The 20538-nt window shown below is 71.0% G+C and carries 21 protein-coding genes and 1 pseudogene; 12 read left to right on the top strand and 10 right to left on the bottom strand.

Annotation, left to right across the window (positions count from 1 at the left end; genetic code table 11):
• Window positions 1-76 precede the first annotated feature (76 nt).
• The 4 genes from gcvT to Q0863_RS01165 all read right to left on the bottom strand — a co-directional run bounded on the left by gcvT (window position 77) and on the right by Q0863_RS01165 (window position 3813).
• Window positions 77-1171: a glycine cleavage system aminomethyltransferase GcvT gene (gene gcvT / locus Q0863_RS01180; RefSeq protein ID WP_298573728.1), complete on the bottom strand. Its 1095-nt coding sequence runs from the start codon at window positions 1169-1171 to the stop codon at window positions 77-79.
• Between the two features lie 73 nt (window positions 1172-1244).
• Window positions 1245-2201: a cation diffusion facilitator family transporter gene (locus Q0863_RS01175; protein WP_298573727.1), complete on the bottom strand. Its 957-nt coding sequence runs from the start codon at window positions 2199-2201 to the stop codon at window positions 1245-1247.
• 190 nt (window positions 2202-2391) lie between these two features.
• Window positions 2392-2829 carry an NfeD family protein gene (locus tag Q0863_RS01170; protein WP_298575811.1) on the bottom strand — a complete coding sequence of 146 codons (438 nt, stop codon included), beginning with the start codon at window positions 2827-2829 and terminating at the stop codon, window positions 2392-2394.
• Window positions 2830-2838: 9 nt separating this feature from the next.
• The gene (locus Q0863_RS01165) at window positions 2839-3813 is read right to left on the bottom strand and encodes an SPFH domain-containing protein (RefSeq protein ID WP_298573726.1); all 975 of its coding nucleotides are present in this window, start codon (window positions 3811-3813) and stop codon (window positions 2839-2841) included.
• 84 nt (window positions 3814-3897) lie between these two features.
• Between Q0863_RS01165 and Q0863_RS01160 the strand changes: the two genes are divergently transcribed.
• From Q0863_RS01160 to Q0863_RS01150, 3 genes are read left to right on the top strand one after another with little or no spacing between them, the layout of a single operon-like run.
• A complete protein-coding gene (locus tag Q0863_RS01160; RefSeq protein WP_298573725.1) occupies window positions 3898-4551 on the top strand; it encodes a sigma-70 family RNA polymerase sigma factor in 654 nt (217 codons plus the stop codon).
• On the top strand, window positions 4544-5113 hold the full coding sequence (locus Q0863_RS01155) for a hypothetical protein (protein WP_298573724.1): 570 nt from the start codon (window positions 4544-4546) through the stop codon (window positions 5111-5113). Before Q0863_RS01160 ends, Q0863_RS01155 begins: the two co-directional genes overlap by 8 nt.
• Window positions 5114-5135: 22 nt before the next feature.
• Window positions 5136-6344, top strand: coding sequence for a PDZ domain-containing protein (locus tag Q0863_RS01150; protein WP_298573723.1), 1209 nt, complete (start codon window positions 5136-5138; stop codon window positions 6342-6344).
• Between the two features lie 91 nt (window positions 6345-6435).
• On the opposite strand, the pseudogene Q0863_RS01145 reads toward Q0863_RS01150, so the two are convergent.
• The 3 genes and pseudogenes from Q0863_RS01145 to Q0863_RS01135 form a co-directional block, all read right to left on the bottom strand.
• A pseudogene (locus Q0863_RS01145) lies at window positions 6436-6939 on the bottom strand (DUF6607 family protein); the annotation flags it as partial.
• A 71-nt stretch (window positions 6940-7010) separates the two neighbouring features.
• Window positions 7011-7205, bottom strand: a complete 195-nt coding sequence (locus tag Q0863_RS01140) for a hemin uptake protein HemP (RefSeq protein WP_298573722.1) — start codon at window positions 7203-7205, stop codon at window positions 7011-7013.
• Window positions 7206-7454: 249 nt separating this feature from the next.
• Window positions 7455-8420: an aldo/keto reductase gene (locus Q0863_RS01135; RefSeq protein WP_298573721.1), complete on the bottom strand. Its 966-nt coding sequence runs from the start codon at window positions 8418-8420 to the stop codon at window positions 7455-7457.
• Between the two features lie 109 nt (window positions 8421-8529).
• On the opposite strand from Q0863_RS01135, the gene Q0863_RS01130 reads away from it, so the two are divergent.
• From Q0863_RS01130 to Q0863_RS01100, 7 genes are all read left to right on the top strand, one after another.
• Complete coding sequence (locus tag Q0863_RS01130; protein ID WP_298573720.1) at window positions 8530-9657, top strand: GGDEF domain-containing protein; 1128 nt, start codon at window positions 8530-8532, stop codon at window positions 9655-9657.
• 267 nt (window positions 9658-9924) lie between these two features.
• Window positions 9925-11223, top strand: a complete 1299-nt coding sequence (locus Q0863_RS01125; RefSeq protein ID WP_298573719.1) for a nucleoside transporter C-terminal domain-containing protein — start codon at window positions 9925-9927, stop codon at window positions 11221-11223.
• Between the two features lie 25 nt (window positions 11224-11248).
• On the top strand, window positions 11249-12214 hold the full coding sequence (locus Q0863_RS01120; RefSeq protein WP_298573718.1) for a ribokinase: 966 nt from the start codon (window positions 11249-11251) through the stop codon (window positions 12212-12214).
• A gap of 161 nt (window positions 12215-12375) precedes the next feature.
• Complete coding sequence (gene dusB, locus Q0863_RS01115) at window positions 12376-13374, top strand: tRNA dihydrouridine synthase DusB (RefSeq protein WP_298573717.1); 999 nt, start codon at window positions 12376-12378, stop codon at window positions 13372-13374.
• 85 nt (window positions 13375-13459) lie between these two features.
• Complete coding sequence (locus Q0863_RS01110) at window positions 13460-14098, top strand: CDP-alcohol phosphatidyltransferase family protein (RefSeq protein ID WP_298573716.1); 639 nt, start codon at window positions 13460-13462, stop codon at window positions 14096-14098.
• 44 nt (window positions 14099-14142) lie between these two features.
• Window positions 14143-14706, top strand: coding sequence for a lysophospholipid acyltransferase family protein (locus tag Q0863_RS01105; protein ID WP_345780509.1), 564 nt, complete (start codon window positions 14143-14145; stop codon window positions 14704-14706).
• Window positions 14703-15644 (top strand): phosphatidate cytidylyltransferase, encoded by a 942-nt coding sequence (locus tag Q0863_RS01100; RefSeq protein WP_298573714.1) that lies wholly within the window; start codon window positions 14703-14705, stop codon window positions 15642-15644. The genes Q0863_RS01105 and Q0863_RS01100 overlap by 4 nt, the downstream gene beginning before the upstream one ends.
• Before the next feature lie 34 nt (window positions 15645-15678).
• Here the strand turns inward: Q0863_RS01100 and Q0863_RS01095 are convergent, their stop codons facing one another.
• From Q0863_RS01095 to Q0863_RS01085, 3 genes are all read right to left on the bottom strand, one after another.
• Window positions 15679-16713 carry a metal-dependent hydrolase gene (locus tag Q0863_RS01095; protein WP_298573713.1) on the bottom strand — a complete coding sequence of 345 codons (1035 nt, stop codon included), beginning with the start codon at window positions 16711-16713 and terminating at the stop codon, window positions 15679-15681.
• Window positions 16714-16895: 182 nt separating this feature from the next.
• On the bottom strand, window positions 16896-17951 hold the full coding sequence (locus Q0863_RS01090; RefSeq protein ID WP_298573712.1) for a nucleotidyltransferase domain-containing protein: 1056 nt from the start codon (window positions 17949-17951) through the stop codon (window positions 16896-16898).
• Window positions 17952-18040: 89 nt separating this feature from the next.
• The gene (locus tag Q0863_RS01085; RefSeq protein WP_298573711.1) at window positions 18041-18247 is read right to left on the bottom strand and encodes a hypothetical protein; all 207 of its coding nucleotides are present in this window, start codon (window positions 18245-18247) and stop codon (window positions 18041-18043) included.
• A 209-nt stretch (window positions 18248-18456) separates the two neighbouring features.
• Here Q0863_RS01085 and Q0863_RS01080 point away from each other — a divergent pair, with 209 nt between their 5' ends.
• Both Q0863_RS01080 and metK read left to right on the top strand, forming a co-directional pair.
• Window positions 18457-19038, top strand: coding sequence for a hypothetical protein (locus Q0863_RS01080; RefSeq protein WP_298573710.1), 582 nt, complete (start codon window positions 18457-18459; stop codon window positions 19036-19038).
• 223 nt (window positions 19039-19261) lie between these two features.
• Window positions 19262-20473, top strand: a complete 1212-nt coding sequence (gene metK / locus Q0863_RS01075) for a methionine adenosyltransferase (RefSeq protein WP_298573709.1) — start codon at window positions 19262-19264, stop codon at window positions 20471-20473.
• Window positions 20474-20538: the final 65 nt, after the last annotated feature.

Genomic DNA, 20538 nt, shown 5'->3' with positions numbered 1-20538 from the left:
ACGGGCTTCAGGGGAAGGGACGGATAGTGTAGCCAAGGCCGGAGGCGCCGCCGCAACCGCCGCCGGTCGGATCGGGTCAGAGCGCCTTGCCGTCGCGGACGAACGGGAAGCGGACCACCCGCACCGGCACCTCGCGGCCGCGGATGTCGACGCGCACGTCCTTGGACACGTCGCCGGCCGGCACCCGCGCGAACGCGATCGCCTTGCCCAGCGTGGGCGAGAAGGTGCCAGAGAGGATCTCGCCGTCGCCGCTGCCGGTCAGCACACGCTGGCCGTGGCGCAGCACGCCCTTCTCGTCCATCACCAGGCCGACCATCTGCCGCGGTGCGCCGTCGCGCTTGTGCTGTTCGAGCTGCGGGCGGCCGATGAAGTCGCGCCCCTCGTCCAGCGCCACGGTCCAGCCGAGCGCGGCTTCGAACGGCGAGACCGTCTCGTCCATGTCCTGGCCGTAGAGGTTCAGCCCGGCCTCCAGGCGCAGCGTGTCGCGTGCGCCCAGGCCAGCCGGCTTCACCCCGGCCTGCAGCAGCGCATCCCACAGCGACAGCGCGCCGGCCTCGGGCACGATCACCTCGAAGCCGTCCTCGCCGGTGTAACCGGTGCGCGCGATGAACAGGTCGCCAAAGCGCGTGCCGGGCACATCGCGCGCGGCGAACTTGCCGAGCGCCCCGACTGCCTCCGCATCCTCGCCTTCGATCAGCCCCAGCACCCGCTCGCGCGCATTCGGCCCCTGCACCGCGATCATCGCCAGCTCCGGACGCTCGCGCACCTCGACGCCGAACGGTCCGGCCTGCGCGCCGATCCAGGCCAGGTCCTTCTCGCGCGTGGATGCGTTGACCACCAGGCGGAACCAGTCCTCGGCCAGGTAATAGATGATCAGGTCGTCGATGATGCCGCCCTGCTCGTTGAGCATGCAGGCATACAGGGCCTTGCCCGGCTGCTTGAGCTTGTCGACGGAGTTGGCGACCAGCCTGCGCAGGAAGGCGCGCGCCTGCCCGCCGTGCAGGTCGACCACGGTCATGTGGCTGACGTCGAACATGCCGGCATCGCGCCGGACCTGGTGGTGCTCGTCGATCTGCGAACCGTAGTGGATCGGCATGTCCCATCCGCCGAAGTCGACCATCCGGGCGCCGAGCGCACGGTGGCTGTCGTTGAGAATGGTCTTGCGGGTCATGGCGCGATCCGGTTGCGGGAATGCGCCGATTATCCCAGATCGCACCGGCGCGGGACCGGCGCCGCCGCGCACCTCAGTGGTGGTGACCGTGGTCGTGGTGGGCGTGGCCGCCATCTCCGGGCGCGGCGGGACCGGCGTCGCAGCCGCTGCCATGGCAGTCGCCTGCGCCCTCGATCTGCAAGGTGGCGTGGTCGATGTCGAAACGCTCGCGCAGCAGGCTCGCGGCGCGCTGGCGCACGGCGTTCGGATCGACCGCCGCGTCCACCACCAGGTGCGCGGTCATCGCCGCCCGGCTGGAGGCCAGCGACCACACGTGCAGGTCGTGCACCCCTGCCACGCCGGGCAGGCGGGCCAGTGCCGTGCGCACTTCGGCCAGGTCGACGCCGTCGGGAACGCCCATCATCAGCACGTGCCCGGCCTGGCGCATCAGCGTCCAGGCGCGCGGCAGCACCCACAGCCCGATCGCGGCGGCGATGATCGGGTCGGCCAGCTGCCAGCCGGTGAAGTGGATCACCAGCGCAGCGGCGATCACGCCCGCCGAGCCGATCATGTCGGCCCACACTTCCAGGTAGGCGCCGCGGACGTTCAGGCTCTCGCCGCTGCCGGCGTGCAGCAGGCGCATCGCGATCAGGTTGATCGCCAGGCCCGCCACGCCCACCACCAGCATGCCGGTCGAGGCGACCTCGGGCGGCTGCAGGAACCGCTGCGCCGACTCCCACAGGATGTAGCCGGCCAGGCCGAACAGGAGCAGGCCATTGAGCATCGCGCCCATCGCCTCGGTGCGTACGTAGCCGAAGCTGCGTCGCGCATCGGGCGGCCGCCGCGACAGCCGCACCGCGACCAGCGCGATCCCCAGCGCGAGCGCATCGGTCGCCATGTGCGCGGCGTCCGAGAGCAGGGCCAGGCTGTTGGTCGCGAAGGCGGCGGCCAGTTCGACCAGCATGAAGGCGAAGATCAGCCCGAGCGCCCACCACAACGGCTTTTCGTGGCGGATGCTGGCGGCGCTGGCGTGGTCGTGATCGTGTCCCATGGCCGGGCACGCTAGCGATGGCGGCGGCTGTTACACAATCGCCCTCGATGTGCTCGGTGGCTCCTGCCGCCTCTTCACTGCAGAGCCGCGGTCTTTCCGATGGCGTGATGCGGCCGAATCGATGCGACGAGAACCGGTCTGCCGGTCCGCACGTCTTTCCGGCGCGGAGGATCTACCCGCCGTCCGTTCCTCAGCCTTCCGCCGGCTCCACGCGCAGCGCCACGCCGTCGGTACCGACGACGCGCACCGGCGTCCCCATCGCCAGGTCCGGACCTTCGACCAGCCAGAACGCGTCGCCGATCTTGACCCGTCCGCGCCCGGCCACGATCGGCTGCTCCAGCGGCAGCACGCGGCCGATGTGCTGGAACGCGCGCCGGTTCAGCGTCGGATGGTCGCTCTCGCGGGCACGGCTGCGGAACCAAGTGCGGTAGACCTGGATGGACACGAAGCTCAGCACCACGAATGCGGCGACCTGGGCCAGCAGCGGGATCCCCGGCACCGCCAGCACCGCGAGGAACACCGCGACCGCCGCGAAGGCCATCCACAGCATGAAGGCGCCCGGCGCGAGCGCTTCGGCCGCGAACAGCAGCAGCGCCACCGTCGCCCAGGCCACCACGTCCCAGCGCAGGTCCATCGCTCAGCCCTCGCCGGGGAAGGTCGAACGCGGCGGCGGCGGATTGCGCGGCGGCGCCGACTGCTGCTTGGCCAGCGCTTCCCTGGCCAGTTCGGCCACACCCGCGATCGAGCCGATGATGCCGGTCGCCTCCATCGGCATCAGCACGAACTTCTGGTTCGGCGCGGTCGCCAGCTTCTCGAACGCCTGCACGTACTTCTGCGCGACGAAGTAGTTGATCGCCTGCACGTCGCCCTGGGCGATGGCGTCCGACACCATCTGCGTGGCCCGGGCCTCGGCCTCGGCCAGGCGCTCGCGCGCCTCGGCTTCACGGAAGGCGGACTCCTTCTCGCCCTCGGCCTCGAGGATCGCGGCCTGCTTCTCGCCTTCGGCGCGCAGGATCGCCGACTGGCGATGGCCTTCGGCCTCGAGGATCACGGCGCGGCGCTCGCGTTCGGCCTTCATCTGCCGCGCCATCGAGTCGATGAGGTCGCGCGGCGGCTGGATGTCGCGGATCTCGATGCGGGTGACCTTGATGCCCCAGGGATTGGTGGCCTGGTCGACCACGTTGAGCAGCTGGGCGTTGATGGTCTCGCGGTTGCTCAAGGACTCGTCCAGGTCCATCGAACCGATCACGGTACGGATGTTGGTCTGCACCAGGGCGATCATCGCGATCTCGAGGTTGGACACCTCGTAGGCGGCCTTGGCGGCATCGAGCACCTGGAAGAACACCACGCCGTCGACCTTCACCGCGGCATTGTCCTTGGTGATGACTTCCTGGCTGGGCACGTCCAGCACCTGCTCCATCATGTTGACCTTGCGCCCCACGCCGTAGACCACCGGGACCAGGAAGTGCAGGCCGGGGGTCATGGTGTGGGTGTAGCGGCCGAAGCGCTCGACCGTCCACTCGTAGCCCTGCGGCACCATGCGCACCGTCTTGAACAGGATCACGATGCCCGCCACCAGCAGCACCGCGGTCAGGAACACGCCTCCAGCCATGGGATACCCCTCCGATCAGGTGATTTCCAGTATAGGGCGGTGACGCCGGCGGCAGGCCGGGTGTGACCGCCCCCGACCGATGCCATGCGCATCGCCGCGCCGGGCCTGCGACGCTTCCGGCCGCTGCCGCATCCATATCCGTACATGCCGCCCCAGCCACCAGCCCCGTCCAGCTTCGCCATCGACGTGCCCGCGGCGCTGCTGGTCCGCGCGCGGGCCGGCGAGCGTGCGGCGCTCGAGCAGCTTTACCGCTGGTTCGAGCGGCCGGTGTTCACGATGGCGCTGCGCATCTGCGGCGACCGGGAGGAGGCTTCCGAGGTGCTGCAGGACACGATGCTCAAGGTGATCGACCGGATCGGCGGCTTCCGCGGCGACAGTCCGTTCTGGGGCTGGCTGCGCCAGATCGCGGTCAACGAGGCGCTGATGCGGCTGCGGCGCGCGCGCCTGCATCCGGACGGACCCGAACTGGAGCTGCACGAGCCGGCCGACGAACTCGCCGCGCCGCCACCGGCGGCGGCCGATGCGGCGGCGCTGCAGCGTGCGCTGGCCGCCCTGCCCGCGCCGACCCGCAGCGTGCTGTGGCTGTACCACGCAGAGGGCTACACCCACGAAGAGATCGGCGCGCTGATGGCGCGCACCACCAGCTTCTCCAAATCGCAGCTTGCGCGCGGCACACGCCGCCTGCGTGCGCTTCTGGAGCCGGAACCGTTGCCGGCACAGGAACCCACCCATGTCTGACCACCCTTCCCCGCCCCGCGACTGGTCCCAGGCGTTCGCGGCGCTGCCGCCCGAAGCGCCCCCGCCCGGCGGCTGGCATGCGTTGTCGGCGCGGCTGGACGCGCGCGTCCACGGCGTCGTGCGCAGCCGGCGGCGCGCCCGCTGGCCACTTTGGGCGGCGGGCGCGATGGCGCTGTCGCTTGCGGTGGCACTGCCCTGGCGCATGGCGATCGATCCTGCGACGCCACCCGCGATGGCCGTGACGCAACCGCCGGCGACCTCGCCGGCCGACCCGCTCGAACAGCTGTACTTCGAATCCGCGCAGCTCGAGGCGCTGCTTGCCGTGGCGCGCGACGACCGCGTCTCCAGCGCCACCGCGGCCGTGCTCGCCGAGGCCTATGAAGAGCGGCTGGCGGCCATCGACGCCGCCCTGGCCCGGCCCGGGCTCGACCGCGAAACGCAGGTGGCGCTGTGGCAACAGCGCGTCGAAGGCCTGCGCAGCCTCACCGGCTTCGAAAGCAACCGCCGCTGGCTGGCGGCGCAGGGCACCCGCTACGACGGCGCCCTGGTCCTCGTCGACTGACTTCTCCTCATCGGGATCCGCCATGAACCCCAGACCTCTCCCACTGCTGGCCGCCACCCTGGCCGTCCTGCTCGCCGGCACCGCGTCGGCGAACGACCCTGCGCAGCAGGCCACGCACGATGCCGCCGCCGCGAAGGAGCTCGAGCAGGCGCACGACGCGTTGCGCAGGGCCGCGCAGCGCGTGGCCGAACTCTCCGGGCGACAGGGCTCTATCGCCGAAGCCGCGCGCGAGCGGATCGCACAGGCGCGGTCGCGTCCAATGGTCGGCGTGCTGCTCAGCGGCGACGACCAGGCCGGCGTGCGCATTACCGGCGTCACTCCCGACGGCGCCGCGGCGAAGGCCGGGCTGCGCAGCGGCGACCGGCTGGTGTCCGTGGACGGCACCCCGATCCTGGGCAGCAGCGGCGAACTGCGCATGCAGAATGCGCGCACCCTGCTGGGCAAGCTGCAGTCCGGCAAGCCCGCGCGCCTGGGCTACCTGCGCGACGGCCGCACCGCCAGCGCGACGGTCGCGCCGCAGCCGGGCGGCCGCGCGTTCGCGTTCACCACCGGCGACGGTGGCCGTTTCGAATGGCTGGATGACGGCCATGTCGAACACGCGCGCGCTGTGGCGCGGAAGGAACTGGACGCAGGACTGCTGGCGCTCAGGTCGGCACCGGGCATCCCCCCCGAGGTGCGGCGCGAGGTCATCCGCCTCAGCCGCGAGGGCGCGGACTGCAGCGGCGAGGACTGCAGGACGCCGCGGCTGCTGTCGGCATTCCGCTGGAACGGCCTGAACCTGGCCGCGGTCGATTCGCAGCTGGGGCGCTATTTCGGCACCGACAGCGGCGTCCTGGTGCTGTCGACCGGCGACATGGAAGGCCTGCAGGCCGGCGACGTGATCCGGCGCGTGGACGGCGACGCGGTCACGACTCCGCGCGAGGTGATGGCGCGCTTGCGCGGCAGGGACGAGGGCGCACGCGTGCAGGTCGACTACCTGCGCGACCGCAAGCCCGGCCGAACCCAGGTGGTGGTGCCGAAGCTGGCCTGGCCTCCGGCACCCCCAGCGCCGCCGTCTCCGCCAGCGCCGCCCGCACCGTCGGCCGCGCCCCGCCCGATGGATGCGCCACCGCCACCGGCGCCGCCGCGGCCGCCCAGCGTCGCATTCGACGCGGAAGATGGTGGGCGTATCGGGTTCGCGGTGCGCGAGCTGGCGAACGGGACCACGGACGGAATCGACGCGATGGGCTGAGCTGGCGGGAGCACAGCACACCGGAGCGCGTTTTGCGGGGGCGGCTGCCGCGGTTGAAGCGAAGAGCGACGCCCCCGAACCACCGCCCGGGCTACGAACCTCGCCCCTTTCCGGCGGCCGGCAACTCCGCGTCCGCCCGCTCTACCCATTCGGCAAACACCCGGTCGATGTCGGCGTCCTGCACGGTCCCGCCTGCCTCGACGATCCCGGCCTGGTTGAACAGCGGCATGATCATCGCCATCCCGTCGATCTTCGTCTTCATGCGGAGTCCGGCGGGGTCGGCCAGGGCTGCGTCCCAGCGCGCCCGCACCCGCGCCCAGTAGTCGCGGGTCGCGTTCCAGTACGCATACGCCGGGGCGAAATCGACATCGGTGGCCTTCTGGTAATCGTTGAAGCCGGACTCGCGCGCGATCGTCCTCTCGGTGCTGCCGTCCGCACGGCGCACGGTCTTGGTGTTGTCCTGCTCGTGCGTCCAGCCGCCGGGGACGACGGTGTGGCGGTTCTGGACGTTCATCGCGTTGTAGTCGTCGCGCCTGGTGTACTCGCGCCTCGGCAGCGGACGCCAGCTGCGATCCGACGTCCAGGTCGACACGCCGCAGCGGTGGCCGCGGTGGCGGGTCGGGGCTTGCGGGCGTGGCGCGGCGGAAGGTGGCCGCGGGTCTGGACTTATTTAGTGAGGATCAGCTTGTCGTTGCGGGTGTGGCGCAGGCGGTAGTACTCGTTGCCGTGGCGGATGCGCAGCTCGCGCTGGCCCTGCAACAGGCGCAGGCTGTCGATCTCGGCCGCGGCGGCCGGGCCGCGTGCGGACTCGTGCGGCGGTTCGGTCGCGGGCGGCGCGGGGGACGCGTGGCTCAGCAGCATCGGGGGATCCTCGGCAAGCGGGAACGTTGATGCTAATGATTCTCATTAGACTGTCAACTGCCGTCGATCGGCGCACTGGCTAAGGCTGTTCGCCGCTGCTCGATTTCGCGGGCCGGTAGGGCTCAACGGGATCGCATTGGCGCTGCATCGTCAGCACGCATCGTGATCCATCAAAGAAGCCCCAGCCAAAGTACGTATTGGCAGACAGAACCGATGCGCGGGTGGCATCCCTGCCGCCGATGGACCCCGCTATCGCGTCGCCGCCTCCAGACGACGCCATACCGGCTCGTCGAAGCGATCGACCAGCGCCAGCGCGCCGAGGTTCTCGCGCAGCTGCGCCGTGGAACTGGCGCCAAGCAGCACGGTGGACACGTGCGGGTTGAGCAGGCACCAGGCGATCGCCAGCTGCGCCGGCGCCGCGCCAAGCTCGGCTGCCAGCGCGGTGAAGCGGCGCGCGCGTTCCAGCCGCGCGGCGCCGCGCTCGCGATCGTGCAGCGGGCTGTCCGCGCCCAGATGGGCGAAGCGGCTGCCTTCGGGCACCCCGTCGTTGTACTTGCCGGTCAGCAGGCCCGAGGCCAGCGGTGACCAGACCGTGGTGCCGAGGCCGTGCTCGGCATACAGCGGCGCGTACTCCAGTTCGACGCGGTCGCGGCGCAGCAGGTTGTATTGCGGCTGCTCCATCGTCGGCGCATGCAGATGGTGGCTGCGGGCGACATGGATGGCTTCGCGGATCAGCGCCGCCGGCCATTCCGAGGTGCCCCAGTACAGCACCTTGCCCTGCCGGACCAGCGCGTCCATCGCCCACACGGTTTCGGCGACCGGCGTGTCGGGATCCGGGCGATGGCAGAAGAACAGGTCCAGGTACTCCACGCGCAGGCGCCTGAGCGCGTCGTGGCAGGCATCGCGCACGTGCTTGCGCGACAGCCCGGCCTGGGTCGGGCGCGGATCTGCCGCAGAGCCGAAGCGCACCTTGCTCGACACGCAGAAGCCGTCGCGCGGCAGGCGCAGGTCGGCGATGACGTCGCCCATCACCCGCTCGGCCTCGCCGTGGGCGTAGTTCTCGGCGTTGTCGAAGAAGTTGATGCCGCTGTCCCAGGCCAGCGCGACCAGCTCGCGCGCCTCGCCCCGGCCCAGGCGCGTGCCCGCGGTCAGCCACGCGCCCAGCGACAGTGCCGACAGCTGCAGGCCGGAATTCCCCAGTCGGCGATAGCGCATCACACCTGCTCCTGCACGGTCATGGCGGACAGTCTATGCGAGGCCGTGCGCCGCGGCGGGGCACGCGCGGTATCCTCGCGCGGCGATCCCGCCGACCGATGCCGCCCGGATGCACGAACCCGTCCCGCTCAAGCGCGTCCTCGCCACGCTGTTCGGCCGCCCCGACGAGGTGATGCTCGAACTCGGCGCCGGCGGCGAGCTGCTGGTGGCCAAGGTGCGGGCGCTGCTGTCGCTGCTGGTGCTGGTGCTGCCGCTGGCCGCGGCGTTCGAAGGCGCCGACACCACCCGTACGCTGCTGGGCCTGGGCGCGGCCGTGTTCGTCAACATCATGGCGCAGGTGTGGCTGGCGCTGGCGCGCAACCATCGTCGCCACCACTGGCTGCCCTACGCCACCGGCGCCTGGGACATCACCGCCACCACCGGCGTGCTGGTCATGCTCTCGCTCGGCGAACCGGGAGCCGGCCTGGACAGCCTGGTGGTGTGGTGCTTCTACCTGTTCGCCATCGCGCTCACCGCGCTGCGCAGCGACGGGCGCCTGACCGCGTTCGTCGGCGGCCTGGCGATCGTCCAGTACGCGGTGCTGGCCTGCGTGGTGCTGGCCTTCACTCCGGCCGCGGTGCCGGCGATCAACGGCAGCGCCCCGTCGCTGGCCGGACAGGGCCAGCGCCTGCTGCTGCTGGCGATGATGACCCTGCTCACCAGCACCGTGGTCTACCGCATGCAGCGGCTGATCGAACTGTCCGGACGCGACGGCCTGACCGGCGTGCCCAACCGGGCGTGGCTGCTGCAGCGCCTGCCGAGGATGTTCGAGGCCGCGCGCCGCGACGGCCGCACGGTGACCATTGGGCTGGTCGACGTCGACCACTTCCGCCGCGTCTATGAGCAGATCGGGCACCTCGGCGGCGACCGCGCGATCCGCCACATCGCCGAGCACCTGGGCGGGATGCTGGGCGAGGACGAGCACCTGGCGCGGATCGGCGGCCAGGAGTTCGTGCTGGTGCTGCTGTGCCCGATCGGCAGCGCCTGGGAGCGGATCGACCGCTTCCGCCGCAGCCTGGCCGCCCAGCCCTTCCCCGCCGAGCGCGGTGGCGAGCCGGTGACCCTGGCCTTCAGCGCCGGGCTGGCCGCGTTCCCGCAGGACGGTGCCACCGCCTCGGCCCTGCTCGGCAGCGCCGACCGGCGCCTGCAGGAGGCCAAACGCACCGGCCGCAACCGGGTGATCGCGCGCGACGCGTAGCGGCGCGGACTGCGGGCGGGGGCACCCGGCTCTCGCCCCTGCGTCGGGAAACCGCCGCTTCCGCCTGGCGCCACGAGGCGGGATGGTTCGACCTCGCCGGAATCACCGCGGCGTTCGGAATGACGCGCGCAGGCCCCGATCACGCCCGCCGACCCTTCGCGCGACCCTCGAAACCCCTGCCCGCGCGGCCTCGTCGCAGTTGCCGCGGACAGCCCGCTGCTCTAGGCTGCCGCGTCTGTTTCGCACGAAATCGCTCCGGGGAAAGGGATGGATGCACTGCTGCGCGTCGGTTTCGGCCTGTTCGGGCTGGCGGTGCTGATCGGGCTTGTCTGGTTGTTCTCCAACAACAAGCGGCGGGTCGACTGGCCCCTGGTCGCCACCGGTATCGCATTGCAGATCGCGTTCGCCGCACTGGTGCTGCTGGTGCCGGGCGGGCGCGACGTGTTCGACTGGCTCGGCCACGGCTTCGTGCGGCTGCTGGGTTTCGTCAACGCCGGCTCGGAGTTCATCTTCGGCAGCCTGATGAACGTGGAGACCTACGGCTTCATCTTCGCCTTCCAGGTGCTGCCGACCATCATCTTCTTCGCCGCGCTGATGGGCGTGCTCTACCACTGGGGCGTCATGCAGTTCGTGGTGCGGGTGATGGCACTGGCGATCACGAAGGTCATGCGCGTGTCCGGCGCCGAGACCACCAGCGTCTGCGCCAGCGTGTTCATCGGCCAGACCGAGGCGCCGCTCACCGTGCGCCCCTACATCTCGCGCATGACCGAGTCGGAGCTGATCACGATGATGATCGGCGGCATGGCGCACATCGCCGGCGGCGTGCTGGCGGCCTACGTCGGCATGCTCGGCGGCGGCGATCCGGTCGAGCAGGCCTACTACGCCAAGCACCTGCTGGCCGCCTCGATCATGGCCGCGCCGGCCACGCTGGTGATCGCCAAGATCCTGATCCCCGAAACCGGCGAGCCGCTGACCCGCGGCACGGTGAAGATGGAGGTCGAGAAGACCACCAGCAACGTGATCGACGCCGCCGCCGCCGGCGCCGGCGACGGCCTGCGCCTGGCGCTGAACATCGGTGCGATGCTGCTGGCCTTCATCGCGCTGATCGCCATGGTCAACGCGCCGCTGACCTGGCTCGGCGAGATCACCGGGCTGCAGGCGGCGATCGGCCGCCCGCTGGACCTGGCCACGATCTTCGGCTGGGTGCTGGCGCCGATCGCCTGGCTGATCGGCGTGCCCTGGCAGGACGCGGGCGTGGTCGGCTCGCTGATCGGGCAGAAGGTGGTGATCAACGAATTCGTCGCCTACCTGCAGCTGGCCGAGATCGTCAACGGCCGCGTCGAGGGCGTGGCGCTGAGCGAACAGGGCCGGCTGATCGCGACCTACGCGCTGTGCGGCTTCGCCAACTTCAGCTCGATCGCGATCCAGATCGGCGGTATCGGCGGACTGGCGCCCGACCGCCGCCAGGACCTGGCGCGCTTCGGCCTGCGCGCGGTGCTGGGCGGCACCATCGCCACGCTGATGACGGCCACCATCGCCGGCGTGCTGACCAACCTCGGCGCGTGAGCCGGGACCGCGGGACGTCGTGACCATGTCCGCTGCAGCCCAGGTCGTCGTGGTCGGCTCGTTCAACGTCGACCACGTCTGGCATTGCGAGGCGCTGCCGCGCCCGGGCGAGACCCTGGTCGGCAGCTACGCCACCGGCCCCGGCGGCAAGGGCTTCAACCAAGCCACCGCCTGCGCGCGCAGCGGCGCGAACACCGTTTTCGTGTGCGCGCTGGGCGAAGACGCGGGCGGCCAGCTCGCGCGTGGCCTGGCCGCCCGCGACGGCATCGATCTGCGTGCGGAGTCCGGCGACGCGCCGACCGGCACCGCGGGCATTTACGTGGGCCGCGACGGCAGCAACAGCATCGTCATCGGTCCGGGCGCCAACGGCGTGCTGTCGGCCGAGTTCATCGCGCGCCAGGCCGCGGCCATCGCCGCCGCGCGGATCGTGCTGGCGCAGCTGGAATCGCCGGTCGACAGCGTGCTCGAAGCGATGCGGCTGGCGCGTGCGGCAGGCATCCGCACCATCCTCAACCCGGCGCCGGCCAATGCCCCGAGCACGCGCGAACTGCTTGCGGTGGCCGACCTGCTCACCCCCAACGAAACCGAGTTCGCCGCGCTGCTGGCGCGGCACGCCGGCGAGCAGGTCGACCCGGCCCGGGTGGCGGGTTTCGACGACGCGCGCCTGCACCGGCTGTGCCGGCTGCTGCTGCCGCGCGGCACCGTGGTGGTGACCCTGGGCGCGGCGGGCGCCTTCATCTCGCACCGCGAGGACAAGTGCCGCGGCGACGACGTCGCGCACTACCGCGTGCCGGCCTTCGAGGCCGCGACGGTCGACACCACCGGCGCGGGCGATGCCTTCAATGGCGCGCTGGCCAGCTCCCTGGCCACGGCGCCCGACCGCGTGTTCGCCGACCACGTGCGCTTCGCCAGCCACTACGCCGCGCTGTCGACCGAACACGAGGGCGCGGCCGCCTCGATGCCCAGGCTGTCGGCCGCCGCACCCCGGTAGGCATCCTGCCGAGCGCATCGGCGCGCGCATGGGGCCCGACGGCGATGGCGCGAACATGGGCATGGGACGCTGCGGGATCCTGCGCTCGGCGTCCGCCCGGCCGTGGACCGCGCCGCTGCGCCCCGGCACGGCGCGCGCACCGCCACCGCTACAATGCCGCGATGCAGATCGGCCCCTACCGCATCCAGCCCCGCGTGGTCCTCGCCCCGATGGCGGGGGTCACCGACAAGCCGTTCCGGCAGCTGTGCAAGCGGCTGGGCGCCGGGCTGGCGGTGTCGGAGATGACCACCAGCGACCCGCGCTTCTGGACGACACGCAAGTCGCTGCACCGCATGGACCACGCCGGCGAACCCGATCCGGTCAGCGTGCAGATCGCCGGCACCGTGCCGGCGGTGATGGCCGAGGCCGCCCGCCACAACGCCGATCAGGGCGCGCAGCTCATCGACATCAACATGGGCTGCCCGGCCAAGAAGGTGTGCAATGCCTGGGCGGGCTCGGCGCTGATGCAGGACGAGGCGCTGGTCGCCCGCATCCTCGAGGCGGTGGTCGCCGCGGTCGACGTGCCGGTGACCCTGAAGATCCGCACCGGCTGGGATGCCGCGCACCGCAACGCGCCGGCCATCGCGCACATCGCGCAGGAGAGCGGGATCGCCGCGCTCACCGTGCACGGCCGCACCCGCGACCAGCACTACACCGGCCAGGCCGAGTACGAGACCATCGCCGCGATCAAGGCGCAGCTGCGCATCCCGGTGATCGCCAACGGCGACATCGACTCGCCGGCCAGGGCACGCGAGGTGCTCGAGCGCACCGGCGCCGACGCGGTGATGATCGGCCGTGCCGCGCAGGGCCGGCCCTGGATCTTCGCGTCGGTCGCGCATTTCCTTGCCACCGGCACCCAACTGCCCGAACCCTCGCCCGCCACGGTGCGCGACATCCTGCTCGGCCACCTGCAGGCGCTGCACGCCTTCTACGGCGAGCAGTCCGGCGTGCGCATCGCGCGCAAGCACCTGGGCTGGTACGCGAAGGACCGCCCGGAGAACGCCGCCTTCCGCAGCGTGGTCAACCGCGCCGAGACGGCGGACGCGCAGTTGCGGCTGACCGAAGACTACTTCGACGCGCTGGTCGCGGGCGTCGCCCCGGAGCTGTCCGCCGCGGCCTGAGCATTGCGCCGGCTTGCCAGCGCCCGCCACCGCACCCAAGATGCGCAACGCGCCGGAGGGAACCGACCGGCACGGGGAGCGGCACATGGAATTGCGGGACCACGACCCGGACGCGTCGCGCCGGCCGATCCGGGCGCGCGGCAACGCGCTCGTCCAGCGCATCGCGGCGCTGCTGACGCGCTCGCCGCTGACGCCCAATGCGATCTCGGTGCTGAGCATCGCCTTCGCGGCTGCCGGGGCGGCCGCGCTGCTGTGGCTGCCGCCGTGGGGGGCGTGGCTGTGCGCGCTCGGCATCCAGCTGCGGCTGCTGTGCAACCTGTTCGACGGCATGGTGGCGGTGGAAGGCGGCAAGTCCACCCCGACCGGCGCGCTGTACAACGAAGTGCCCGACCGCGTCGCCGACAGCCTGCTGCTGGTCGCGCTGGGCTACGCATCCGGACTGCCCTGGGCGGGCTGGCTGGCGGCGCTGCTGGCCGCGGCGACCGCGTACGTGCGCACGCTCGGCGGCGCGCTGGGCCAGGCGCAGGACTTCCGCGGACCGATGGCCAAGCAGCACCGCATGGCGCTGATGACGCTGGCCTGCGTGGCGGCGCCGTTCGAGGCGATGTTGGCGGGCAGCCGCCATGCGCTGGTGGTGGCGGTGCTGGTGGTCGCGGCGGGCTCGCTGCTCACCTGCGCCACGCGGCTGCGGGCGATCGCCGGCCGGCTGGAGCGCGCGCCTTGATCGCGCGCCTCGGCGGCGCGGCGCTGGTCGGCTTCACCCGCACGATGGTTGGCGCACGCGCGCAGTGGCGGGTCGCACCGCCGCAGGGACAGTGCATCTATTTCGCCAACCACACCAGCCACCTCGACACCGTGGCGATCTGGTCGGCGCTGGCGCCGCACCTGCGCGCGGATGTGCGCCCCGTGGCCGCGCGCGACTACTGGGACAAGCCGGGCCTGCGCGGCTGGCTGTCGGGGCGCGTGCTGCGCGCGATCCTGATCGACCGCCAGCGGGCCGATCCCGGGGCCGACCCGCTGGCGCCCGTCCGCGCCGCGCTCGACCAGGGCGACTCGCTGATCCTGTTCCCGGAAGGCACGCGCAGCAACGAGCGGCTGCCGCAGGCGTTCAAGCCCGGACTGTTCAAGCTCGCCAGCGAGTATCCGCACGTCGAACTGGTGCCGGTCTATCTCGACACCCTGCACCGCAGCCTGCCCAAGGGCGCGCTGCTGCCGCTGCCGCTGCCGCTGTACTGCAACGTCAACTTCGGCGCGCCGCTGGCGAGGATTCCCGGCGAGGACCGTGAGGCGTTCCTGGCGCGTGCCCGTTCGGCGGTGGAGGTGCTGGCATGAGCCCGCAGACGAAGACGCTGTATGTGTTCGGCGGCATCGTCGCCCTGCTGCTGGTGGCATCGGCGGTCGGCTGGCTGCTGTCGCGGCGCGGACCGGACGGTGGCGGGCCTGGAGTGCGCAACCTCAACGCGCGGGTGCGCGCCTGGTGGGGCATGGTCGCGGTGCTGGGCGCCTGCTTCGCCATTGGACCGGTGGCCACGCTCGTGGTGTTCGCCGCCATCTCGTTCTTCGCGCTGCGCGAGTTCATCACCCTGACGCCGACGCGCGCCGGCGACCACCTGCCGCTGGTGGCGGCGTTCTACCTGCTGATCCCGATCCAGTACTGGCTGGTGTTCGACCAGTGGTACGGCCTGTTCGCGATCTTCATCCCGGTCTACGCCTTCCTGGCGCTGCCGGTGCTGGCGGTGTTCGGCGGCGACACCACCGACTTCCTCGAGCGCAGCACCAAGATCCAGTGGGGCGTGATGATCGCGATCTACTGCATCAGCCATGCGCCGGCGCTGATGATCCTGCATCCGGACGCGCCGGCCGGGACCGGCCAGCTGCTGCTGCTCTACCTGATGCTCGTGGTGCAGATCAGCGACGTCATGCAGTACGTGTTCGGCAAACTGTTCGGCCGCCACAAGCTGGCGCCCACGGTGAGTCCGTCCAAGACGGTCGAGGGCCTGCTGGGCGGCGGCCTCGCCGCGGTCGGCATCGGCACCGCACTGTGGTGGATGACGCCGTTCACGCCGCTGCAGGCGGCGGGCATGTCCGCGGTGATCGTGGCGGCCGGCGTCTGCGGCGGGCTGGCGCTGTCGGCGGTCAAGCGCAGCCTGGGCGCCAAGGACTGGGGCCGGATGATCGAAGGCCACGGCGGCATGATGGACCGGATGGATTCGGTGGTGTTCGCCGCACCGGTGTTCTTCCACCTGACCCGCTACTGGTTTCCGGGCTGAGCCGCCGCAGCGCGACCGGCCAGCGTGACGGGACTCAGCCGCTTCCGGCCTGCTGCGGCGGGCCGGCCGGTTCGGTCCAGATCCGGTCCCACATCTGCGCCAGCCGCCTGCGCGCCTCCCAGGGCCAGGCCAGTTGCTCGGGCGCGATCGCGCGCCAGCCATCGCCATCGCGCTCGGCCACGGCGAAGTTGAAGCTGTAGTCGGGCTCGGCGCCCATGCGCAGGTCACTGAGCACCAGGCGCCCGTCGCGCACCTGCGCCTTCATGAAGCCGCGGTTGAACCACGCCAGCCGCGACACCGCCGGAATCTCCGCGGCCGCGGCCAGCGCATCCACCTCGGAGGCATGGTGGCGGAACGCGATCGGCCGTGCGTCGGCGACGAGCGAATGCTCGCCCTCGACGAAACCGTCGGGCGTCATCGCCACCACCCGCCACAGCAGGGTATTGAACGGCATCGGCACCGAGAACCGGGGCGCGTCCTGCCGTCCGATCGCGGCGAGCGAGCGCGCCGCCTCGCGCTCCACCATCCCCTTGGCCAGCAGCGACCAGCCCAGGTAGCCGCAGCTCAGCGCCAACCCGGCCACCAGCGCCTGTCGCGCCAGCGGCCTGCGACCCGCGAACGCCGCCACGACCACGCCCACCAGCAGCCACAGCGTGTAGCCCGGATCGATGATGAACACGCTCGACCACATCACCGGCGGCGTCGCCAGCGGCCACAGCAGCTGGGTGCCGTAGACGGTGAACGCATCCAGCAGCGGATGCGTCACCAGCGCCAGCTGGATCGCCCAGAACCAGCCGCGCGGCGCCTGCGCCACCCGGCCGCCGCGCCTGCGGAAGAACGCCCAGATCGCCCATCCCAGCAGCGGCAGCACGAACAGCGAGTGGCTGAAACCCCGGTGCAGCGTCATCAGCGCGACCGGATCGTCGGTGAACAGCGCGATGGGGAACGAGTCGAGGTCGGGCAGCGTGCCCAGCGCGGCGCCGGCCAGCATGGCGGCGCGGCGATGCGCCGCCGGCACCACGGCGGCGGCGACCGAGGCGCCGAGCAGGAGTTGGGAGAGTGAATCCATGTCGCGCATTCTAGGCGCGCCCCAGCGCACCTGCCCTTCCTGCAGGGAGTGGCGTAGCCGGGGTGGCGGGGCTGCATCTGGCGTGACGCGCATCCCGGTCGCAGCTGGTCCGCTGCTGCAGCCCATGGGGAGCGTCGCCTTCAGAACCAGGGCTGCGCCGGCGATTCGCGCTGCGTTGACCGTCAATCGCCCGGAACGGGCAACAGCGAGTCAAGAGCCAGGTCCGGCGCAGCGCGCGCAAGAGCGTTTCGGCCGCCCTGCGCGCGAGTGCGCCAACCCGGCCCGCGCCGCAGCAGGTCGCACCACGCCTCCTCCATCTGCCAGGCGTTCGCCTGTTCGACCATCACTTCCAGCAAGGAAGCGGCCTGCTGCACGTCCTTGTTCGACTTCGCGGCCCGCGATGCCGGGCGCTCGCCGGCCACCAGCAGCTTGTGCAACGCATAGCGTGCAGGATGGGGCACGTTGACCAGCACCGCACTCGATGATCCCGGAAGCACGGCCTGCTCGACATCCTGCAGCAGATATTCCATGAACTTCAGCGGCTGCAGCATGATGCCCAGCTGCGGATGCCGGAACGGCTCCATGCCGCCACGATGCAGCGGCGTGAGGAAATCGATCCGGAACTCCGGATCGTTTGGATCCAGCCACGTCGCGCCGGTCGTGCCGTCGGTATGCTCGATCGGCAGCAGCCCGATCTGGAGCGACTCGATCGCGCTGCGAAGATCGAGCTCCAGGTCCGCAGGCAACGCGATGGACAGCGCCTTGCCGGCATGCGCGAAGTCCACGTCCTGCGTGCGCAGGGCATCCTTCCAGCGCACGCCCAGCATGTTCCCGTAGGCGAGGAAGGCATGCGTCCCGACCAGCACGCCTCCGCTGCGGAAGAAACCGTAGTCGGCCAGTCGCTGCACGATCCGGAAGTGCCGGCCCGTCACCGCCATATTGCCCAGCGCCACCGCCGATCGCGCCAGGCGCTCGATCGCCGGCTGGGCGCCGTCTGAAGCATGTTTTTCCACCAGCGCCAGGACACGTTCGTTGTCGGGACCGACGTAGACCTGCCGCTTGCGGCCGGAGATCTCCATGTACTGGTAGTACCAGTAGGTCCGCCCTTTCACCCGCTTGCGCGCGAATGTTCCGGGCAGGTTCGCCACCGAACGGGCCAGTTCAATCGAGTGCACGGCATCCAGCAGCTGCGCATACGCTGTCTGCGCCGAAGCCGAAAGCGGTTCGAACCGGGCCATTGGCGTACTCCGGGGACTCCACTGGCAAGCCTATGCCTGAAGTTATACGCAATCAATACCGTTTTGCGTATAACCGTCCGAACCCGTCTTCAGGCACCGATGGCCGCACGCAGCTGAGCGTCGACCGGCGCGCCCGCCGTGGCCGCATCGGTCGCCATCGCGAACACGCAGCGCCCGTCGCTGGCAGCCGCCCAGACCGCTCCGATGTCGCGCTTCTCGCGCGAGTCGTCGTTGCTCCAGCGGTCGGCGCCCTTGTACTCGACCACGAACAGCCGCCCGTCCTGGAGTTCGGCCACGAAGTCGGGATAGAAGCGGGTCGCTCGATGTCTGCAGCCAGAACACCGGTCTGTTTCGCCCGCAGCAGGCGGTACGGCAGCCGCTGTACCGCGCGGCGGCATCGCCCATCCAGTTCATTCCCGGCATTGCCCGCGTTGTCCTTGTCTGCCGCGCCCCCCGGCGGCGATCATCGCCGCATTGGTCGAAGCGGTCGCAGATCCTGAAACCCATGCCGATGCTGATCCGCGCCACCGCGCGCCTGCGCAAGCGCCTGCGCCAGCCCGCCAGGCCACCCGAGCCGGCGGCGCCGCCCGCCAACCCGCTGGGCGAGTGGTATGCCGACGTCGACTTCCTCGACCGCGAGCCGTTCGTGGTGCTGCTCAACGCCGCCACCGGCGCGGGCATGGTGCTGCCTGGCCGTGCGGCCGACCTGCGCATGCTGCATGTCCACGCCCGCGACCAGTTCCGCAAGCTGCTGCTGCACTACGGCTTCGATCCGGACAGCCCGCTGTGCGCGGCCGAGCTGTCGGCCTGGGACGAGGCGCCGACGTATGCCGCCACCGCCGACCGCAGCCTGCTGGCGAGCATGAACCGCTGCAAGGACGACGCCTGGTACCACTTCGCCTACGTCAACCGGTCCCTGCCCGAAGCGGCGGCGCGGCAGTGGGAGGGGTTGTTCACGCATCCCTCCTTCGTACAGGAGGGGCGCTCACGGCAGCACCACAGCGCCTGGCGGCAGCCGCTGGAGCTGGTGCGTGAGCGGCTTGGGGAAGCCGGCGGCGCGGCTTGTCTGGCCAGATATCCCGTCTAACGGCAGTGCGTCCGTGGGAGCGCGCTTGCGCGCGAAGGGTATTCGCGACCAAGGTCGCTCCCACACACACGCTCCCCCCAGGCTAGCCGCACCGGGCCGCGGGGGCATGCTGGCCCGGCGCCCTGGCCGGGCTTGCCAAGGGAACCCATCCCTGGATGCGCGGCGGGGGCGGCCCGTGTATCATCCGCACCCATCTTTTCATCCGAATTGAAGGATATAGCCGATGTCCAGCTACCTGTTCACTTCCGAATCGGTCTCGGAAGGCCATCCGGACAAGATCGCCGACCAGATTTCCGATGCCGTGCTGGACGCGATCCTGGCCCAGGACAAGCGCGCGCGCGTGGCCTGCGAGACGCTGGTGAAGACGGGCGCTGCGATCGTCGCCGGCGAGGTCACCACCAGCGCGTGGGTCGACATCGAGGGCCTGGCGCGCAAGGTCATCAACGGCATCGGCTACGACAACTCCAACGTCGGCTTCGATGGACACACCTGCGCGATCATCAACATGCTCGGCAAGCAGTCGCCGGACATCAACCAGGGCGTGGACCGCAAGAAGCCCGAACAGCAGGGCGCCGGCGACCAGGGCCTGATGTTCGGCTACGCCTGCAACGAGGCGCCCGAGTTCATGCCCGCGCCGCTGTACTACAGCCACCGGCTGGTCGAGCAGCAGGCCAAGGTGCGCAAGAACGGCAAGCTCAAGTGGCTGCGCCCCGACGCCAAGAGCCAGGTCACCCTGCGCTACGACGGCAACAGCGTGCTCGGCCTCGACGCGGTGGTGCTCTCGACCCAGCACGATCCGGACATCAAGCAGAAGGACCTGGTCGAGGCGGTGCGCGAGCACATCCTCAGGCCGGTGCTGCCGAAGAAGTGGCTCGACGCGCTGGCGAAGAACAAGGTGCACATCAACCCGACCGGCAAGTTCGTGATCGGCGGACCGGTGGGCGACTGCGGCCTGACCGGGCGCAAGATCATCGTCGACACCTACGGCGGCATGGCCCGCCATGGCGGCGGCGCGTTCTCGGGCAAGGATCCGTCCAAGGTCGATCGTTCGGCCGCCTACGCCGCGCGCTACGTCGCCAAGAACATCGTGGCCGCCGGCCTGGCCGACCGCTGCGAGGTGCAGGTGAGCTACGCCATCGGCGTGGCCGAGCCGACCTCGATCTCGGTCACCACCTTCGGTACCGGCAAGGTCGCCGACGACGTGATCGAGAAGCTGATCCGCCGCCACTTCGACCTGCGCCCCTACGGCCTGACCCGGATGCTCGACCTGGAGCACCCGATCTACCAGCCCACCGCCGCCTACGGCCACTTCGGCCGCAAGCCGAAGGAAATCTCCTACGTCGACGGTGTCGGCAAGAAGCACACCGCCACGGCGTTCTCGTGGGAGAAGACCGACCGCGCCGAGGAACTGCGCAAGGCCGCGAAGCTGAAGTAACCGCTTGCCTGCCCCGGCAGGACGGACATGAAACAGGAACGGGCCGCGCGAGCGGCCCGTTTCCT

The organism is uncultured Luteimonas sp. (assembly GCF_947492465.1).
In the GTDB taxonomy this organism is placed as follows: domain Bacteria; phylum Pseudomonadota; class Gammaproteobacteria; order Xanthomonadales; family Xanthomonadaceae; genus Luteimonas.
Note: the sequence above shows the minus strand (reverse complement) of the source record. Positions and strands in the feature narration are given on the sequence as shown.

Bases quoted from the DNA above. Each gene is read 5' to 3' on its own strand.
- Q0863_RS01100 (WP_298573714.1), top strand. From the start codon at position 14,703: ATGAGCCCGCAGACGAAGACGCTGTATGTGTTCGGCGGCATCGTCGCC.
- Q0863_RS01090 (WP_298573712.1), bottom strand. From the start codon at position 17,951: ATGGCCCGGTTCGAACCGCTTTCGGCTTCGGCGCAGACAGCGTATGCG.
- Q0863_RS01155 (WP_298573724.1), top strand. From the start codon at position 4,544: ATGTCTGACCACCCTTCCCCGCCCCGCGACTGGTCCCAGGCGTTCGCG.
- metK (WP_298573709.1), top strand. From the start codon at position 19,262: ATGTCCAGCTACCTGTTCACTTCCGAATCGGTCTCGGAAGGCCATCCG.
- Q0863_RS01110 (WP_298573716.1), top strand. From the start codon at position 13,460: ATGGAATTGCGGGACCACGACCCGGACGCGTCGCGCCGGCCGATCCGG.
- Q0863_RS01125 (WP_298573719.1), top strand. From the start codon at position 9,925: ATGGATGCACTGCTGCGCGTCGGTTTCGGCCTGTTCGGGCTGGCGGTG.
- Q0863_RS01105 (WP_345780509.1), top strand. From the start codon at position 14,143: ATGGTTGGCGCACGCGCGCAGTGGCGGGTCGCACCGCCGCAGGGACAG.
- Q0863_RS01175 (WP_298573727.1), bottom strand. From the start codon at position 2,201: ATGGGACACGATCACGACCACGCCAGCGCCGCCAGCATCCGCCACGAA.
- gcvT (WP_298573728.1), bottom strand. From the start codon at position 1,171: ATGACCCGCAAGACCATTCTCAACGACAGCCACCGTGCGCTCGGCGCC.
- Q0863_RS01165 (WP_298573726.1), bottom strand. From the start codon at position 3,813: ATGGCTGGAGGCGTGTTCCTGACCGCGGTGCTGCTGGTGGCGGGCATC.
- Q0863_RS01150 (WP_298573723.1), top strand. From the start codon at position 5,136: ATGAACCCCAGACCTCTCCCACTGCTGGCCGCCACCCTGGCCGTCCTG.
- Q0863_RS01140 (WP_298573722.1), bottom strand. From the start codon at position 7,205: ATGCTGCTGAGCCACGCGTCCCCCGCGCCGCCCGCGACCGAACCGCCG.
- Q0863_RS01120 (WP_298573718.1), top strand. From the start codon at position 11,249: ATGTCCGCTGCAGCCCAGGTCGTCGTGGTCGGCTCGTTCAACGTCGAC.
- Q0863_RS01080 (WP_298573710.1), top strand. From the start codon at position 18,457: ATGCCGATGCTGATCCGCGCCACCGCGCGCCTGCGCAAGCGCCTGCGC.
- dusB (WP_298573717.1), top strand. From the start codon at position 12,376: ATGCAGATCGGCCCCTACCGCATCCAGCCCCGCGTGGTCCTCGCCCCG.
- Q0863_RS01135 (WP_298573721.1), bottom strand. From the start codon at position 8,420: ATGCGCTATCGCCGACTGGGGAATTCCGGCCTGCAGCTGTCGGCACTG.
- Q0863_RS01095 (WP_298573713.1), bottom strand. From the start codon at position 16,713: ATGGATTCACTCTCCCAACTCCTGCTCGGCGCCTCGGTCGCCGCCGCC.
- Q0863_RS01160 (WP_298573725.1), top strand. From the start codon at position 3,898: ATGCGCATCGCCGCGCCGGGCCTGCGACGCTTCCGGCCGCTGCCGCAT.
- Q0863_RS01130 (WP_298573720.1), top strand. From the start codon at position 8,530: ATGCACGAACCCGTCCCGCTCAAGCGCGTCCTCGCCACGCTGTTCGGC.